The sequence below is a fragment of the Candidatus Nanopelagicus limnes genome (genome assembly GCF_002287885.2).
GTDB classification, from domain to species: Bacteria; Actinomycetota; Actinomycetes; order Nanopelagicales; family Nanopelagicaceae; genus Nanopelagicus; species Nanopelagicus limnae.
The window spans coordinates 164,932-183,061 of sequence record NZ_CP016768.2; the positions used below are offsets into that span (position 1 = coordinate 164,932).

Annotated in this window: 12 protein-coding genes and 2 tRNA genes; 12 read left to right on the forward strand and 2 right to left on the reverse strand. The window is 41.4% G+C overall.

The genetic code is table 11. The annotated features are described in order from the left end of the window. Positions 1-41 precede the first annotated feature (41 nt). The 11 genes from rsmI (at position 42) to pth (ending at position 9,115) form a co-directional block, all read left to right on the forward strand. Positions 42-884 (forward strand): 16S rRNA (cytidine(1402)-2'-O)-methyltransferase, encoded by an 843-nt coding sequence (gene rsmI, locus B1s21122_RS00880; RefSeq protein WP_095681084.1) that lies wholly within the window; start codon positions 42-44, stop codon positions 882-884. A gap of 2 nt (positions 885-886) precedes the next feature. Then, positions 887-2,443, forward strand: a complete 1,557-nt coding sequence (gene metG / locus B1s21122_RS00885; protein WP_095681083.1) for a methionine--tRNA ligase — start codon at positions 887-889, stop codon at positions 2,441-2,443. A gap of 3 nt (positions 2,444-2,446) precedes the next feature. Beyond that, on the forward strand, positions 2,447-3,301 hold the full coding sequence (locus B1s21122_RS00890) for a TatD family hydrolase (protein WP_095681082.1): 855 nt from the start codon (positions 2,447-2,449) through the stop codon (positions 3,299-3,301). Next, positions 3,302-4,150, forward strand: a complete 849-nt coding sequence (rsmA, locus tag B1s21122_RS00895; protein WP_095681081.1) for a 16S rRNA (adenine(1518)-N(6)/adenine(1519)-N(6))-dimethyltransferase RsmA — start codon at positions 3,302-3,304, stop codon at positions 4,148-4,150. It abuts the gene before it with no gap. A gap of 26 nt (positions 4,151-4,176) precedes the next feature. Continuing rightward, positions 4,177-5,097 carry a 4-(cytidine 5'-diphospho)-2-C-methyl-D-erythritol kinase gene (locus B1s21122_RS00900; RefSeq protein WP_095681080.1) on the forward strand — a complete coding sequence of 307 codons (921 nt, stop codon included), beginning with the start codon at positions 4,177-4,179 and terminating at the stop codon, positions 5,095-5,097. Between the two features lie 29 nt (positions 5,098-5,126). Then, positions 5,127-5,201 (forward strand) — tRNA-Gln (locus B1s21122_RS00905). Positions 5,202-5,221: 20 nt separating this feature from the next. Then, on the forward strand, positions 5,222-6,643 hold the full coding sequence (glmU, locus tag B1s21122_RS00910) for a bifunctional UDP-N-acetylglucosamine diphosphorylase/glucosamine-1-phosphate N-acetyltransferase GlmU (protein ID WP_095681079.1): 1,422 nt from the start codon (positions 5,222-5,224) through the stop codon (positions 6,641-6,643). Positions 6,644-6,695: 52 nt separating this feature from the next. Further along, positions 6,696-7,676 (forward strand): ribose-phosphate diphosphokinase, encoded by a 981-nt coding sequence (locus tag B1s21122_RS00915; RefSeq protein WP_095681078.1) that lies wholly within the window; start codon positions 6,696-6,698, stop codon positions 7,674-7,676. A gap of 26 nt (positions 7,677-7,702) precedes the next feature. After that, positions 7,703-7,779: transfer RNA gene (locus tag B1s21122_RS00920), tRNA-Arg, on the forward strand. 83 nt (positions 7,780-7,862) lie between these two features. Continuing rightward, on the forward strand, positions 7,863-8,531 hold the full coding sequence (locus B1s21122_RS00925) for a 50S ribosomal protein L25/general stress protein Ctc (protein WP_095681077.1): 669 nt from the start codon (positions 7,863-7,865) through the stop codon (positions 8,529-8,531). Positions 8,532-8,551: 20 nt separating this feature from the next. After that, positions 8,552-9,115 (forward strand): aminoacyl-tRNA hydrolase, encoded by a 564-nt coding sequence (gene pth / locus B1s21122_RS00930; RefSeq protein ID WP_095681076.1) that lies wholly within the window; start codon positions 8,552-8,554, stop codon positions 9,113-9,115. Here the strand turns inward: pth and ppdK are convergent. Both ppdK and ppc read right to left on the reverse strand, forming a co-directional pair. Then, positions 9,105-11,783 carry a pyruvate, phosphate dikinase gene (gene ppdK / locus B1s21122_RS00935; RefSeq protein WP_095681075.1) on the reverse strand — a complete coding sequence of 893 codons (2,679 nt, stop codon included), beginning with the start codon at positions 11,781-11,783 and terminating at the stop codon, positions 9,105-9,107. The two genes, pth and ppdK, sit on opposite strands and share 11 nt — an antisense overlap. A 33-nt stretch (positions 11,784-11,816) precedes the next feature. Beyond that, the gene (ppc, locus tag B1s21122_RS00940; RefSeq protein ID WP_190278570.1) at positions 11,817-14,483 is read right to left on the reverse strand and encodes a phosphoenolpyruvate carboxylase; all 2,667 of its coding nucleotides are present in this window, start codon (positions 14,481-14,483) and stop codon (positions 11,817-11,819) included. 143 nt (positions 14,484-14,626) lie between these two features. Between ppc and mfd the strand changes: the two genes are divergently transcribed. Further along, positions 14,627-18,121, forward strand: a complete 3,495-nt coding sequence (gene mfd / locus B1s21122_RS00945; RefSeq protein WP_095681074.1) for a transcription-repair coupling factor — start codon at positions 14,627-14,629, stop codon at positions 18,119-18,121. The last annotated feature ends 9 nt before the right edge of the window (positions 18,122-18,130 follow it).

The window sequence follows — 18,130 nt, forward strand, 5'->3', positions numbered from 1 at the left end:
GAGCGAACAACAGCAATGAAATAACCTGAGAGAATTAGCAGATGTTAATCCTGGCCTGCTTACCAATCGGTGATGCTCGTGATGCCTCTGCGCATTTAATTGAGGCAATTGGGCAAGTGCAGTATGTAGCTGCTGAGGATTCACGAAAGTTTGCCAGACTTTGCCAAGAGTTAAATATTAAGCACCATGCAAAGGTGATTTCATTTTTTGAAGGAAATGAAAGTGAAAAAATTGATGAGTTAACTACTCTTCTAAAGTCGCAAAAAGATATCTTGGTTGCTACCGATGCTGGCGCCCCTGGTATTTCAGATCCAGGTTACCGATTAATCAGAGCAGCACTTCAAGCAGATGTAAAAATTAAAGTATTGCCTGGGCCAAGTGCGGTAACAACTGCATTACTACTTTCTGGCTTACCAACTGATCGTTTTTGTTTTGAAGGCTTTCCACCTCGCACTCAAGGTGCCAGGGAAAAATGGTTTAAGGATCTAGCGCAAGAAGAGCGCACCATTATTTTCTTTGAGGCTCCACATCGAATTGTTGAATCACTTACTGATGCCGCGACTGGATTTGGATTGGATCGAAATGGTGCTATTTGTCGAGAGATGAGTAAGCATTATGAAGAAGTAGTTCGTGGAACTCTGGCTGAACTTATTGAATGGGCAAAATCAAAAGATGTTTTAGGGGAATTAACAATTGTGATCGAAGGCTTTGATCCTGGAAGTAGAGAGTTTGATCAAGCAGATTTAATTCAATTGGTGTTAAACCTGGAGGCAAATGGTGAAGGCCGCAAAGAGGCAATAGCACTAATTGCAAAAGAAACTGGAGTTTCTAAGCGGGTTGTATTTGATGCCATGGTTGCCGCCAAGAGTGGCGATAAGATCTGATCATGGCCGAAAAATCTTTTTATTTAACTACGCCCATTTACTATGTGAATGACGCGCCCCATATTGGCCATGCTTACACAACTGTTGCTGGTGATGTTTTAACCCGTTGGCATCGCCAACGTGGTGAGTCAGTTTGGTTTCTTACCGGTACTGATGAACATGGCCAAAAAGTATTAAATACTGCGCAAGCAAATAACACATCACCTCAGGATTGGTGTGACAAATTAGTAGATTCTGCATGGAAGCCAGTTTGGAAAGATTTAAATATTGCCAATGATGATTTCATTAGAACCACAGAGGATCGACACAGCATTCGAGTCCAAAAATTCCTCCAAGGCTTAAAAGATTCAGGACACATTTATGCCGGAAAGTTTGAAGGCCCATATTGCATTGGTTGCGAAGAGTTTAAGTTGCCTGGTGATTTAGATGAAGGTAAGTGCAAGATCCACTCCAAGCCAGTTGAAATGTTAAGTGAAGATAATTGGTTCTTTAAATTATCAGCCTTCAAACAACCATTACTTGATTACTACAAATCAAACCCAGATGCATGCCAGCCAGAAAGTGCTCGTAATGAGGTTATTTCATTTTTAGAAGGTGAAGTTAGGGATCTTTCAATCTCAAGATCCACCTTTGATTGGGGAATACCAGTTCCATGGGATACCAAGCAGGTTATCTATGTTTGGTTTGACGCGTTATTAAATTATGCAACAGCTGTTGGATTAGGTGATGAGGCATCTAGTGATGGTGGAAAGAAGTTTGCTAAAACTTGGCCAGCTGATGTGCACCTAGTTGGTAAAGATATTTTGCGCTTTCACGCAATTATCTGGCCAGCAATGTTGATGGCAGCAGGGGTAGCAGTCCCTAAGAAAATATTTGCTCACGGCTGGTTGCTAGTTGGTGGTGAGAAAATGTCTAAGAGTAAGTTAACCGGCATTGCCCCATCTGATATCACAAAAGATTTTGGAGTAGATGCTTTTAGATACTACTTTTTAAAAGCTATTCCATTTGGCAGCGATGGCTCATTTTCTTGGGAGGATATGGCAGCTAGATACACCAGTGAATTAGCAAATGATTTTGGCAATTTAGCTTCTAGATTAATAGCAATGATTGAAAAGTATTGCGAAGGAAAAATTCCAAGTATCGCTAAAGATGAATCACTCGCTGCCTTGTTAGATCAAAGTGTAAAGAGTGCTGATGAAGCAATTTGCGCACTTGATTTTCAAGGCGGCATAAATACAATTATGGATTTTTGTAAGAGAGTAAATGGATATGTAACTGAGAAAGAGCCATGGGTAGTGGCAAAGGATTCATCTAGAAAGTCTGAGCTTGATGGGATTTTATATAACACCGCTGAATCACTTCGCGCATTAGCTGTATTACTTCATCCAGTAATGCCTGAGGTAACGGAAAAACTCTGGCAATCACTGGGCGCTCAATCTTCACTTGGCGACCTTGGTAAGCAACAAATAAGTAAGGTAGCAAACTGGGGACAATTACCAGCCGGAAGTGTTGTAACAAAAACTGATGTGCTATTTCCAAGATTAGAAGAGGTTAAGTAATTTATGGCAGATCGTCATAACCGCGATCTTGATCGAAAGCCTGGACCACTTCCAGAACCAATCAAAACCAAGACAGTTGATTCACATGCTCACCTGGAATTAATCCACAACAGTGAGCCAGATTCACCTTTAATTAAACAAACTTTAGATGAAGCCGCATCAGTTGGAATCGATCGAGTAGTTCAAGTTGGTTACTCCGCCGAGCAATCAATTTGGTCAGTCAAATGTGCTGAAAGTTTCATAGGCCAAGTTGTAGCCGCCGTTGCATTGCATCCAAATGAAGCACCAGTTGTTGATGACTTAGAAAAAGATTTAAAAATTATTGAAGAGTTAGCATCAAACCCAAGAGTTAGAGCAATAGGTGAGACTGGCCTAGATTTCTTTAGAACACCGGAGGAGTTAAGAGATAAACAAAAGTACTCTTTCGCTCGTCATATAAAGATGGCTAAGGATCACAATAAAGCATTAGTAATTCATGATCGTGACTCACATCGTGCGGTATTAGATTTATTAATCCAAGAGGGAGCTCCTGATAAGACTATTTTTCACTGCTACTCAGGGGATGCCCAAATGGCAAAAGAGTGCATTGCTAATAATTACATTCTTTCCTTCGCTGGAACATTAACCTTTAAGAACGCACCAGAGTTGCGTGAGGCAGTGGTACTCGTCCCAGTTGAACAGTTATTAGTTGAGACTGATTCACCATTTTTAGCACCGATGCCAAATCGAGGTTCATTAAATACACCAGCCCAGATTCCAAATACTTTGCGCGTGATGGCAGATCTAAGGGGTGAATCAGTGGATTACTTAGCTGGTGCGATCTCTGAAAATGCTGAACGTATTTTCGGAAAGTTTTAAATGAAAACCCTGCTGGGCGCAGTTGAGATTAGAGAGTTAGCTAAAGAGTTAGATTTAAAGCCAACAAAAAAATTAGGTCAAAACTTTGTAGTTGATGCAAATACCTGTCGAAAGATTGTAAAACTAGCCCAAGTTAGTGAAGGCGATATTGCATTAGAAATTGGCCCTGGACTTGGCTCACTGACCTTAGCTTTACTTGAAAACGCCCACCAAGTACTAGCTGTTGAAATTGATGATCGACTAGCTAATCAACTTCCAATCACAGTTGAAAAACATGGCTTTGATTCCAAAAATCTAATCGTTTTAAATCAAGATGCAATGGGACTTATGCAATTGCCAACTAAACCAACCGTATTAGTTGCAAATTTGCCTTACAACATCTCCGTCCCAGTACTGCTTAATCTCTTAGAAAGATTTCCATCAATTAATCGAGGCGTGGTAATGGTGCAAAGTGAGGTGGCTTATCGATTAGCTGCAAAGCCTGGCAATAAGCAGTATGGATCTCCAACCGCAAAAGCTAATTGGTGGGTCGATTTAGAGATGGCAGGTTCAGTTGGCAGGTCAGTTTTTTGGCCAGTTCCAAATGTTGATTCATCTTTAGTTAGCTTTGTGCGCCATGCGCCATTAGGTGATGAACGCCAACGAAGTGCCACCTTTTCAATTATTGATCAGGCATTTGCTAAGAGACGAAAAATGATGCGATCTGCAATCGCAGATTTATTTGAAGGTGAGGCTGAAGATAATCTAATAGCTGCCGGGATTGATCCAACTATTCGTGGTGAGGCATTGGCAGTTGAGCAATTTTTTCAAATAGGTGAGCAATTACTTGCGCATAATTCACGCAAGTAAGTTATAAAACCAATACGCTCTAGACCATGAGATCACGAGGAGTTACCGCCAGAGTTCCGGCTAAGGTAAATCTGCAACTCTCTGTTGGTCCACTTGGCGCTGATGGTTTTCATGAAGTAACAACAGTTTTTCAAGCAATCTCACTCTTTGATGATGTCACTGTGGCAACAGCTGAAAAGGGTGAGGGAGTAAAGATAAGTATCACTGGGCAAACTTCAGGGGGCGTGCCAGCAGATAACTCTAATTTGGCGGTTAAAGCGGCGCAGTTAATGATTAAGAATTATGATCTGCCAGAAGATTTAGTGATTAAATTAAAAAAAGAGATTCCAGTTGCAGGTGGCATGGCAGGTGGTAGCGCCGATGCTGCCGGTGTAATTGTTGGTTTAGATTCTTTATTTGAACTCGGGCTTTCCCGTGATGTAATGGAATCAGTTGGCAGCAAAATTGGCTCTGATGTGCCATTTTCAATTTGTGGCGGAGTTGCAATTGGAACTGGGCGAGGTGATCAAATAACACCAGCACTTGCAAAGGGAAGTTATAACTGGGTACTTGCTCTTTCTGGTCAAGGATTAGCAACACCGTCCGTTTACCAAGAGTGTGATCGCCTGCGCGAAGGTTTATCAATCGCAGCACCTGTGGTCAGTGAGCCATTAATGCAAGCATTACGAGCAGGGGATGCAAAAGCATTAGGAAAAGCATTAACAAATGAATTACAACCTGCAGCTTGTTCATTACGCCCAGCACTTAGATTGGTTTTAGATGTTGGTGTTGATTACGGCGCACTCGGTGGCATTGTCTCTGGCTCAGGTCCAACAGTTGCATTTTTAGTATCCGATGATGATCATGCAATGGATTTAACCGTTGCATTAAGCAGTAGTGGGGTTGTTTCCTCTGTTGTTAGAGCAAGCGGGCCTACTAATGGCGCACGAATAATTGAAAGTTTTTAATTTAACCAGTTATAAGGGATAATTCAGGTTCCGCCATTGTGTAGTGGCTAGCACATGAGCCTTTGAAGCTCAGGGTCCAGGATCGATACCTGGTGGCGGAGCCACCAAGTTAAGGGGGTAAATGATGAGCAAGTTATCACTTGTCATTGTCCTCGCGGCCGGGGATAGCAAGCGGATGAAATCAAAACAATCCAAGGTGCTACATAAGATTGCCGGGCGTTCTGTAATTGAAAATTTACTCGCATCAGTTAAGCCATTATCACCAAAGAATTTAACGGTAGTAGTTGGTGCTAATAAGGATGAGGTAATCCAACATCTTGCAAAGATTTCACCTGAGGCAAAAACTGTATTTCAGGAAAAAAGAGATGGCACGGGCAGTGCTACCCAGTTAGCATTGGCTGAACATAAAGGTGATGGCACAGTTTTAGTTTTGGCAGGTGATACCCCACTGCTAACCAATCAAACCCTAAGTGAATTTATCCAGGTTCATAATGATGGAAAAAACATTGCTTCAGTATTAACCGCCCTGCAGCCAGATCCTACCGGTTATGGCCGAGTAATCAGAGCATCTGATGATCAAATACTAAAGATTGTTGAAGAAAAAGATGCAACCGAGGAAGAAAAAGAGATTGATGAGATTAATACCGGTGTTTACCTATTTGATCTAGCGGTATTACGTGAGGAAATAAAAAATCTTAAAAATAACAACGCTCAAAAGGAGCTATACCTAACTGATGTTATTAGCTTAATAAATTCAAGTGGGAAGAAATCCCATGCAATATTGTCCAATGATTACAGTGAAACTTTAGGAATTAATGATCGTACCCAATTAGCGCAGTGCGCAGCGATTATGCGAGATCGAATTAATTCTGAGCATATGTTAAATGGTGTGACTATTTTGGATCCAACCACAACCTGGATTGATCATGGTGTGAAGATTGAAGCAGATGTTGTTATTTACCCAGGGTCATCAATAACTGGTGAGAGTGACATTAAATCAGAGGCGGTTATTGGACCACGCACCACACTTAATTCTTGTGTAGTGGAGGAAGGCGCGAAAGTTGTTGAATCTAATTGCACTGAGTCTGTTATTGGAAAAGGCGCCAAGGTTGGCCCATTTACATACCTACGTAAAGGAAGCGTCCTAAAGGATGAGAGTAAGGCAGGCTCATTTGTTGAGATTAAAAATTCAACGATTGGAGCTAAATCAAAGGTTGCCCACCTTTCATATGTTGGTGATGCGCAAATCGGAGTCGAGAGCAATATTGGCGCAGCCACCATCTTTGTTAATTATGATGGCGAGAATAAACATAAAACTAAGGTTGGCGATCATGTAAGAATTGGTAGCGACACCATGTTGGTCGCACCAGTAAGTGTGGGAGACGGTGCCTATACGGCTGCTGGATCAGTGATCAATGAGGATGTGCCAGCAGGTGCGATTGGAATTGGTCGCGCTCGCCAGGTAAATATCTTGGGCTGGGTACTTAAAAAACGAAAAGATAGTAAATCAGCAGCAGCGGCAAAAAAGGCTGGGGCAAAAGAGTAAGTAGTTTCTAGTAGAGTTAACCTAGATTCACCACAGTGAGGGGGAAGCTAAACTGAACGAGATTCGCTTATCCTCCGAGAAAAGTTTGCGCCTATTTTCAGGACGCGCCTATCCAGAGTTAGCAGATGAGGTTGCCGCCGAACTTGGCATCCCAATCACACCAACATCAGCTTATGACTTTGCCAATGGTGAAATATTTATCAGATTTGAAGAGAGCGTTCGCGGCAGTGATGCCTTCGTATTACAAAGCCATAGTGCGCCGGTAAATAAACAAATCATGGAGCAGTTAATTATGGTCGATGCGTTAAAGCGAGCATCGGCAAAGCGAATTACCGTTGTTCTACCATTTTATGGTTATGCCAGGCAAGATAAAAAACATCGTGGACGTGAACCAATCTCTGCCAGATTAATGGCTGATCTATTTAAGACTGCTGGAGCTGATCGATTAATGTGTGTAGATCTTCACACATCTCAAATCCAAGGATTCTTTGATGGCCCAGTTGATCACCTATTCGCACTTCCATTGTTAACAAATTATGTTGGTAGCAAAGTTGATCGCAAGAACTTAGTAATTGTTTCCCCAGACTCAGGCCGAGTAAGAGTTGCAGAAAGATGGAGTGAGTTACTAGGTGGCTGCAGTATTGCCTTTATTCATAAAACTCGTGATCCAAGAATTCCTAATGAGACAACTGTTGGAAAAGTTGTTGGTGATGTTAAAGGCATGACCTGCGTGGTTATTGATGACATGATCGATACTGCCGGCACTGTTACAAAAGCGGTGGATGCGTTAATTGACGCAGGGGCTAAGGATGTAATTATTGCTGCTACCCATGCAGTACTTTCTGGTCCTGCGATTGATCGATTGAAGAAATCAAGAGTTTCTGAGGTTGTTGTGACCAATACTTTGCCAATTGCTGAGGAGAATAGATTTGATAATTTAACGGTGCTATCTATCGCCCCACTTCTTGGACGTGCGATCAAAGAGGTGTTTGAGGATGGCTCAGTTACAAGTCTTTTTGATGGGCATAGTTAATAAGAGATTTACCGAAAAAATAAATTGCGCCCGTAGCTCAACTGGATAGAGCATCTGACTTCGGATCAGAAGGTTCGGGGTTCGAATCCCTGCGGGCGCACCATCGATTTGTCCTTTTACCCACCCATTAGATAACCTTGCGCTTCATTCCGCGAGGGATCAAACCGTTATCGAGGGAGAAGTAAAGTGGCTGAGATTTCAATTAAGGGAGCACGCCGAACTGAGTTCGGTAAAGGTGCATCTCGTAGATCACGTCGTGATGGATTTATTCCGGCGGTAATTTATGGACATGGCGAGAAACCACAGCATGTGGCATTACCTTCTCGTGAACTAGGAATTGCATTAAAGACTTCAAACGTTTTGATTGATGTTGTATTAGACGATCACACAGAGTTAACACTTCCAAAATCTGTTAGCCGTGATCCATTAACTGGTCTGCTTGAGCACATTGATTTAGTTATCGTGCGCCGCGGTGAGCGAGTTGTTGTTTCTGTTCCAGTACATACTGAAGGTAAGTATGACCAAGATGGAATTTTGGAACACACAAATAACTCTATTGAGGTTGAGACTGATGTAACTAACATTCCTGCATTCTTAATGTTGAGCATGGAAGGCATGATGGCTGGTGAATCTAAATCAGCTGCTGATGTTGTTCTGCCAGAGGGTGTTAAGTTAATTAGCGATCCAAAGATGACTGTTGTGCACTTGTCAGTTAGATCTGCTGAGGTTGAAGAGGCACCAGTTGTTGCCGCTGCTACTGAAGGTGATGCTGCTGCTGCACCTGCTGAAGGCGATGCTGCTGCATCTGCTGCAGCCCCTGCCGGTGGCGATGATAAGAAGGACAAAAAGAAGTAAGTTGGCACTAGCCTTAACTTATGGCTGATCGTTGGTTGGTAATTGGTCTTGGAAATCCTGGACCTGAGTATGAAAAAACCAGACATAACATTGGTCAACTTGTCTTAGATCAACTTTGCGGTGGTAACAAATTCTCTTCCCACAAATCTCGAATGGAAATTTGCGAGGTTAAATGTGGTGAACAAACTTTAGTTTTAGCCAAATCTCGTGGATATATGAATGAAACTGGTGGGCCAGCTAAGGCGTTACTAGATTTTTATAAAATTGAACCCACTCAAGTTATTGCAGTTCATGATGAACTTGATCTGCCATTTAACGCTCTTCGTATTAAACAAGGTGGCGGGGATAATGGGCATAATGGTCTTAAATCTTTAACTGCATCATTTTCAACTGCTGATTACTTTCGAATCAGAATGGGCATTGGCCGTCCGATCGGGGATCAAGATCCAGCTGATTTTGTATTAAAGCCATTCAGCAAAGAGGAGCGAAAAGATTTAGGTGAATTCATAGCGCAAGGCGCTGATGCAATTACTGCTTTAGTTTTAACTGGAATGGATAAAGCTCAAACCGCTTTTAACTCTTAATTACCTTAGCTCTGCCTGATTCAAGCCGGGCAACCGGCACTCTAAATGGTGAGCATGAAACATAATCTAGATTTAAGTTGTGAAAGAAGTGAATACTTCTTGGATCTCCGCCATGTTCACCGCAAACACCTAATTTGAAATCTTTTCGATATGCCCGGGCTTGATCTCTAGCAATTTTTACTAATAAACCAACACCATCTTGATCTAGTGATTCAAATGGATTAAATGGGAGAAGCTCTAGATCTAAGTATCTTGGCAGGAATGTTGACTCAACATCATCGCGGCTAAATGCCCAGGTAAGTTGGGTTAGATCATTTGTGCCAAATGAGAAAAAGTCTGCGTAATCTGCCAATCTTGTTGCGGTAATTGCAGCCCTGGGTGTTTCAATCATGGTGCCAATAGGCATCTCTAATTGCGCGCCATTTAAGGTTTTCTTAATCTCCTCTTCCAAAGTTTCTCTTAAATACAAAAGCTCACGCTGAGTTGCAACTAATGGAATCATCAACTCAGGCTTTGGATCAAAACCTGCCTTTTGAACCTCAAGTGAGGCAAGTACTAATGCACGCACCTGCATCTTAAATAACTCAGGAATTAATATGCCAAGGCGCACACCGCGAAGTCCAAGCATTGGATTTGATTCATGCAAACGCTTTACTGCAGCAAAGATTGCTTTATCGCGTGGTGTAATTGTTGAATTTAGCGCCTCGGCTGTTGCCATCTCAGCACTTAGAGTTGCCAGATCTGGCAGGAACTCATGTAAAGGTGGATCTAATAATCTAACTGTTACTGGATAACCAGACATTGCTTTAAGGATTCCTACGAAATCTGCTTGTTGCAGAGGCTGCATCTCAGCAATAACAGCATTTTGTTCAGATTCATTTTCTGCCAAGACAACTCGCTCTACATAATTTCTGCGCTCACCTAAGAACATATGCTCAGTTCGACATAAACCAATTCCTTGTGCGCCTAAAGTTTTAGCACGCTGGGCATCTTCTGGCGTATCAGCATTTGCTCTCACATATAACTTTCGAATCTCATCTGCATGTTGCAAAATTCGGTCAACTGCCTTCACAACCGGTGTGGCATCTTTTGCACTAGCAAGCAGAGTTCCCTCTAGGTATGAAGTAACTGGAGATTGGGTAACTGGTAGCTCACCTAAGTAAACACAACCAGTTGTGCCATCAATTGATACAACCTCACCCTCTCGAACAATTAAATCCCCAACTGTAAATTGCAATAATTTTTCATCCACACTGATGCTTTCAGTTCCACAAACTGCAGTCTTTCCCATACCTCTTGCAACAACAGCGGCATGAGAGGTCTTACCTCCACGACTAGTCAAAATTCCTTCAGCAGCAACCATGCCAACTAAATCATCTGGGCTAGTTTCTCTGCGAACTAAAATTACTTTACGTCCAGTTTTTGCTAAATCAAATGCTCGTTTTGAGTTAAAGACAATTTCACCAACCGCTGCGCCTGGGGAGGCAGCTATTCCGGTGGCAATTAAATTTTGGTTTGCACTCAAATCAAATTGTGGAAACATCAACTGCGCCAATTGATCACCACTTGTGCGCATTAGCGCCTCATCCATAGAGATCTTGCCTTCATCAACTAATTGAGTTGCAATACGAAATGCTGCCTCAGCCGTTCGCTTTCCTACCCGAGTTTGTAATATCCAAAGCTTTCCGCGTTCGACTGTGAATTCAATATCGCATAAATCTCGGTAATGATCCTCTAAAGTTTTCATCAATCGCTCTAGCTCTGCGTGAACAACAGGCTCTTTTTTAGACATATCTGCAAGTGACATTGTGTTTCGAATACCGGCAACTACATCCTCACCCTGCGCGCGATCTAAATAATCTCCATAACTTCCAGTCTCACCAGTTGCTGGGTTTCTGGTGAATGCCACACCAGTACCAGAGTCATCACTTAAGTTTCCAAATACCATCGATTGAATATTTACCGCAGTTCCAAGATCAGATGGAATTCGCTCCCTGCGGCGATATAGCTGGGCGCGTTCTGAGTTCCAAGATTTAAACACCGCTTCAATTGATTGAGTTAGGTGATCAATTGGTTTTTTAGGAAATGGCTTATTAGTAAATTGCTCTATTGCCTTAATTAAATCTTGCGCTAACTCCTTCAAGGCAGAGGCTGATAATTCAGCAACTACTTTCACATTTGCTTTTTTTAGATACTCGCCTTCAATTTTATGAACCATTTCATCGGGCAGGTCACAAACAATTCGGCCAAACATATCGATAAATCTGCGATATGAATCCCAGGCAAACTTCTCATTTCCAGATGATTTTGCCATGGCATCTGCAACTTCAGGAGTAATACCAACATTTAACACCGTTTCCATCATGCCTGGCATGGAGTGCTTAGCACCTGATCGAACTGAAACTAAGAGTGGATTACTTGCATCGCCAAAATTCTTTCCCACAATCTTTTCTAAATTTGCAAGTGATACATGGATTTGATCATGTAGTTGGGCTGGAACAATGCCAGTTGTTAAGTACTCACGGCAGGCATCTGTTGTAATCGTAAAACCTGGTGGAACAGGTAATCCCATTTGGACCATCTCAGCAAGATTTGCACCCTTGCCACCAAGCAAATCCGATTTACTTTTATCGCCAAATGTAAATGGATAAATAAACTGCTTAGCCAATTTGACCCCTGTCTAAAACTTCCGCCAGCCTACTCATCCAGTATTACGCAAACCTGCTGCAACACCATTAATCGTTAGAAGCAAGGCTCTTGCTAGAAGCGGGTCTGCCTGCTTTTGTGTGCGAACCCTTTTCAGAAGTGATATTTGAAGTAATTGAATTGGCGCAAGGTAGGTATCTCTAACCTGCAAAGTTCTTGCCAATATTGGCTGGTTACCTAAAATCTCACTCTTATTGGTCATTAGTAGCAACTCTTTAACTGTTAAATCAAACTCTACTTTTATTTGATCAAAGATTTTATGAAGAGAAGGATCAACCAAAGTTGTCACATAACGCTGGGCAATAACTAAATCAGTTTTTGCCAGAGTCATTTCAACATTACTTATAAAGGTTCTAAAGAAATGCCACTCTTTAAGTAATGTTTGAAGTAAATCTGATCTCCCTGCTTCACGAGCAGCTTTAAGTCCAGAACCAACTCCATACCAACCCGGCACAATTTGGCGAGATTGTGTCCAACCAAAAACCCATGGAATAGCACGTAGAGATTCCAAACCAGCAGATGCATCTGGCCGCCTTGAAGGACGAGATCCTAAAAACATATTTCCTAACTGTTCAACTGGTGTTGATGCATAAAAGTAAGCTGGCAATTCTTCTTGATCAACCAACGCTCGATAAGAGCTATAAGCACTTTCACTTATTAAATCCATGCACTCATTCCAGGTGTTTAGGTCATTACTTGATTGACGTGGTTTTCTATTCAAAACAGTTGCTTCAAGTGCAGCAGCTAAAGTTAACTCTAAGTTTTCTTTAGCTAATGCCGGTAGGCCAAACTTGTCAGAGATAACTTCACCTTGTTCAGTCATTTTTATCTGACCATCAATCGAACCCCATGGCAATGCGATTAACGCATCATAAGTTGGTCCACCGCCTCTGCCAACTGAACCACCGCGGCCATGAAATAGTCGAAGCTTTACCGAATGCTTCATAGCAACATCTCTTAGCTTTCGCTGCGCCTTATGAATCTCCCACTGGCTAGTTGTTATGCCAGCATCTTTATTTGAATCTGAATAACCAAGCATTACTTCTTGGATTCCACCACGTAATTCAACAATTTTGCGATAATTCTTATCACTTAATAACTCATCTAATATTTTATCGGCAGATCTAAGCTCTGCCACAGTTTCCAATAGTGGAATAAAACCTATCTTTGCAAAGGAATCAGAGCCCTGCAATGAGATTAATCCTGCTATCTTGGCAATTACGACAGCAGCCATCACATCATTTGCAGATTTAGTCATTGAGATTATGTAGCTTTCAATTACTTCTGGGCCAAATCGATCAATTAGATCATTAATTGCCTCAAATGTTTTAAAGCAGTTATCACTTGGTGAATCTAAATCCTTTAGAACAGGTGTTGATTTCTCAAGAAGCTGTTTGGTAAGAATTTCTGCACTAGAGCCACCTAATACTTGATTTAACAATTTGTGATGAACCTCAGAGTGCTCTCTGATATCCATAGTTGCATGGGTTAATCCAAAGGCATTAATCGATCGCATGATTCGATCAAGTAAGCCATTGGCAATTAATTCACCATTATTTGAAAGCAGAGATGAACGCATTACTTCAAAGTCTTTAAGTAAATCAGCGGTGTCTTTGTAATCTCTTCCTGGAAAGTGAGGCAATCCTGCAGCATGCCTTGATTGAGTCAGGGATAGCTTATGTCTTATTGCAGTTGCTTTTAAGCGATAAGGCTCTTCCACATTTATTCTTCGATACCGTGCTTCTACTTCAGGTAAATTCTCTAAATCTTTTTCTACTGATTTTTCTAACTCCTTAGAAACTCCAGCTAATTTAGTTGAAATTGATAGTGCCTGTCGCAACTCATCAAGATGTGAAAACATAGTTCGAGTGAAATGAGCATTTTGCAAAAGTATTGCTGATTTTGTCACTGCTGCAGTGATATTTGGATTTCCATCTCTATCGCCACCAATCCAAGTTCCAAACCTTAACGGCCTAGCTGTTAGCGAAAGATTTATTCCTAATTTTTTAATTTCATTTACAAACTCAGCTAATACCTCCGGCACAGTTTCAAGAAGTAGTTCATCTAAGTAATAGATTGAATTCACCGCCTCGTCCAGCGGATCTGGTCGACCTAAGCGAAGTTCATCTGTTTGCCATAGTAAATCGATTGCCTCTGCTAAGCGATCATTTTTTATTTGGCTCTCTGGCTGTTCAAGTAATTGAGCAATTGTTGTCATTTTGCTCAAAACAGATCGCCGAGCAGCCTCCGTTGGATGTGCCGTAAATACCGGCCTCACTGAGAAGTTATCAAGCCAATTTTGTAGATCTTTAGTTGAAAAATCCTTACCATCCTGCTGGGCTTTTGCAATATTTTCTATTGCCTTACCAAGCCAAGAACCTTCGGATTTATGTTCAGCTGCAATATCTTTAGATCGATTAACTTGCTCAGCAACATTTGCTAAATTAAAAAAATTACTAAATGCCCTGACCAGAGAAATAGTTTGTGAATCTGTTAGCTTATTTAGAATCTCATCTTGCTGACCTTCTCTAACGGAAAGCCGAACTGATTCAACTAGCGAAAGAAGCTCTTCACCTTCTTGTCTAGCAAGAGTTTGACCAAGCAGATCAGCCAGTTTGCGAACATCATTGCGTAAATCCGTGTTATCCGCCCCGGCCATCATGGCTTAATCATTACAGGTTCTTAATTCTTCTGGCACACCTTTTTGGCGTTTGCTCCCAGTTGGTGGTCGTAGAATTAGACCGTTAACCCCCCCTTCATTTATGGAGCGGGGGTAAGTGGCGTTTAACGGTGAAAGGAGAGTAGATGAAAAGCATACTTAACCTTTTGCGTGAGCCAATTCAAAAATACTTAGATCAAAATGAAAATCTGATTGCACCTGCGGCCACTCACTCACTACTGTGCATAAACCAAAACTCACCAATTTTAGTTGTTACTACCTCAACGCGTACCGCTAACGAATTGGCGCAGGAGCTAACTTCTCTTGAAGGTGGCGATCAAGTTATTAACTTTCCAGCATGGGAAACTTTGCCGCACGAGCGTCTTAGCCCTAAATCTGACACAGTTACCGCAAGATTTAAAGCTTTAAATGATTTAAGAAATAAAAAAAGTAAATACATAGTTTGCTCAATTAGAGCGTTATTACAACCAATAATTGCAAATGATGTGGAAAATTCTCAAATAAGAATCAAAAAAAATGAGTCTGTAAGTATGGCTGATCTAATTGAGCAATTATCTAGATTCGGTTATTTAAGATCTGACTTAGTGGAAAAGCGTGGAGATTTTGCAGTTAGAGGTGGAATTTTGGATTTATTCCCACCTGATCAAGAACATCCAATTCGAATAGATTTTTTTGCAGATGAAATAGATGAACTCACTTACTTTGCTATCTCAGACCAGCGATCATTAGATGCCATCGCAAGTGAAGTGGTTATTTACCCATGTCGAGAGCTAATAATCGATGAAGGTGTTAAAGCTCGCGCGAAAGTGCTGGGAGAGAAATTCCCTCAGATAAATGAGTTAGCTCAAAAGCTAAGTGAAGGAATTACTTTTGAAGGAATGGAATCACTGGCTGCTGGCGTGGTTTCAGATTTCAAATCAATTTTGGATTACCTACCAAGTGGCTGCCAAATTTGGTTAATTGATGAGCCAAGGATTAAAACCAGATCAGTTGATTTAATAAACACGAATCAAGAGTTCCTAGAGGCAGCCTGGTCTAACTTGGCATGGAGTGATCAGGTGGATCTGCAAGTACCACTTGATTTGAGTGAAGAATTAGGCCGCGGTGGATTTTATGAGTTAGCAGAGATTTATTCTCAAGCTAAAAAATCTCAATTCACTATTCGAAACTTAAATCTTTATGCGGCAACTCCTGAAGATATTCCACTTGATTTTCTGGCAGAGATTGAAAACTATGGCAATAAATACGAGGTTGCTGTCGAAGAGATTGCTCAGTGGAATAATGAGGGCTACCAGGTTGTGTTCACAGCAGCTGCAAATGGCACTTTAAAACGTTTTTCTGAATTACTAAACGCAGCCAGTATTTCTAATCAGATTCTTAAAATCAATCAAGCTTCCCAAGATGGACTTGTAAATCTAGTTCAAAGTGATTTAAAGCATGGCTTCATCAGTGATGAGTTTAAGTTAGTTGTAGTTACTGATAAAGATATCTCAGGTCAACGATCATCAGATAAAGATCTTGCTCGAATGCCCTCTCGGCGAAAGAAGTCCATCGATCCATTGCAATTAAAAGTGGGCGATTTTGTTGTTCACGAGCAACATGGAGTTGGTAAATATCTAGAACTAATAAATCGAACTATCGCAGGAATTTCACGAGAGTTTCTAGTAATTGAATACGCCTCTTCAAAGCGGGGACAACCAGCCGATAAATTATTTGTACCCACCGATACCTTAGAACAGGTTACAAAGTATGTAGGAGGAGAAGCACCAGCACTTCATCGAATTGGTGGCGCCGACTGGCAGAACAGTAAACGAAAAGCACGCAAAGCAGTTAAGCAGATCGCAGCAGAGTTAATTCGACTTTATGCGGCAAGAATGAGTGCGCCAGGTTTTGCATTCTCACCCGATACTCCTTGGCAAAAAGAGTTAGAGGATAGTTTTGCATTTGTTGAAACAATTGATCAACAAGCAACCATTGATGAAGTAAAGCGGGACATGGAAAAACCAAACCCAATGGATCGAATTGTTTGTGGTGATGTCGGCTATGGCAAAACTGAAATTGCAGTACGTGCAGCATTTAAAGCTGTGCAAGATGGCAAACAAGTGGCAATTTTGGTTCCAACAACATTACTTGTGCAGCAGCACTTCAATACCTTCTCCACTCGCTACGCTGGCTTTCCAGTAAAGCTAGCTGCACTATCAAGATTTAACACAGCAGCGCAGACCAAAGAAGTAATCGCAGGACTTAAATCTGGAGTTGTTGATGTAGTTATTGGTACACACAGATTACTTTCAAAAGATGTTGAATTTGCAAATCTTGGATTACTTGTTGTTGATGAGGAGCAGCGCTTTGGCGTTGAACATAAAGAAGAGTTAAAAAAGGCAAGAACTAATGTGGATGTCTTAGCTATGTCTGCCACACCGATTCCAAGAACCTTAGAGATGGCTATTACTGGCATTAGAGAGATGTCGAATATAACCACGCCACCGGAAGAGCGTCATCCAGTCTTAACTTATGTTGGTCCATATGATGAAAAGCAGGTAAGTGCTGCAATAAATCGAGAGTTATTACGTGATGGACAAATATTTTTTATTCACAATCGAGTAGAAAGTATTGAAGCGGTAGCAGAGCGAATAAAGAAATTAGTCCCTGGAATTAAAATTGGAATTGCTCATGGGCAGATGAATGAGCGGGTTTTAGAAGAGGTGATTTTATCTTTTTGGAATAGAGAGTTTGATTTACTCTTGTGCACAACAATAATTGAAAGCGGAATTGATATTCCAAATGCGAACACATTAATTGTTGATCGCTCAGATTTATTTGGTTTATCCCAACTTCATCAGCTTAGAGGCCGGGTTGGAAGAAGTAGAGAGCGAGCGTATGCATACTTCTTATATCCAACAGAGCAACCAATAACTGAGTTAGCGCATGATCGCTTGACCACCATTGCGACAAATACTGATCTAGGTGCTGGAATGCAGGTTGCACTGAAGGATTTAGAGATTAGAGGAGCAGGAAATTTACTAGGCGGTGAACAATCAGGTCATATTGCTGAAGTTGGTTTTGATTTATATATGCGAATGGTTGCAGATGCTGTTGATGAATTTAAGACCGGATACTTTGATGAGAAACCTAAGAATAATGAGTGCAAGGTGGAGTTACCAGTTAATGCACACCTACCGATTGAATACATAGAGTCAGAAAGATTAAGGCTTGATCTTTATCGTCGAATTGCAGATGCACAAAATGATGAAGCATTAGCTGAAATTAGTGGAGAGCTAGTTGACCGATTTGGTCCAATCCCTGAAGCGGCGCTGGAATTAATGGCAGTTGCTTCACTACGTTTATTTGCCAAGAGCTTAGGTTTAACAGATGTTGCAATATCTGGAAAGAATCTTCGACTAACGCCAGTTGTTTTGCCAGAGTCAGCACAAATAAAACTATCTAGAATTTACCCAGGATCAATCTATAAAAATGCGACTCAAATCCTGCTGGTTGCAAGGCCTTCTACCCCCAATTGGATGGAAAGTGCGTCGGTAGGGGATACTTCTACCCTTACCTGGGTTAATTCAGTACTGAAAGAACTGATTGAGCCAATAAAACTTCGAAGTGGTAGTTAAGAGAGAATG

Bases quoted from the DNA above. Each gene is read 5' to 3' on its own strand.
- rsmI (WP_095681084.1), top strand. From the start codon at position 42: ATGTTAATCCTGGCCTGCTTACCAATCGGTGATGCTCGTGATGCCTCT.
- metG (WP_095681083.1), top strand. From the start codon at position 887: ATGGCCGAAAAATCTTTTTATTTAACTACGCCCATTTACTATGTGAAT.
- B1s21122_RS00890 (WP_095681082.1), top strand. From the start codon at position 2,447: ATGGCAGATCGTCATAACCGCGATCTTGATCGAAAGCCTGGACCACTT.
- rsmA (WP_095681081.1), top strand. From the start codon at position 3,302: ATGAAAACCCTGCTGGGCGCAGTTGAGATTAGAGAGTTAGCTAAAGAG.
- B1s21122_RS00900 (WP_095681080.1), top strand. From the start codon at position 4,177: ATGAGATCACGAGGAGTTACCGCCAGAGTTCCGGCTAAGGTAAATCTG.
- glmU (WP_095681079.1), top strand. From the start codon at position 5,222: ATGAGCAAGTTATCACTTGTCATTGTCCTCGCGGCCGGGGATAGCAAG.
- pth (WP_095681076.1), top strand. From the start codon at position 8,552: ATGGCTGATCGTTGGTTGGTAATTGGTCTTGGAAATCCTGGACCTGAG.
- ppc (WP_190278570.1), bottom strand. From the start codon at position 14,483: ATGATGGCCGGGGCGGATAACACGGATTTACGCAATGATGTTCGCAAA.
- mfd (WP_095681074.1), top strand. From the start codon at position 14,627: ATGAAAAGCATACTTAACCTTTTGCGTGAGCCAATTCAAAAATACTTA.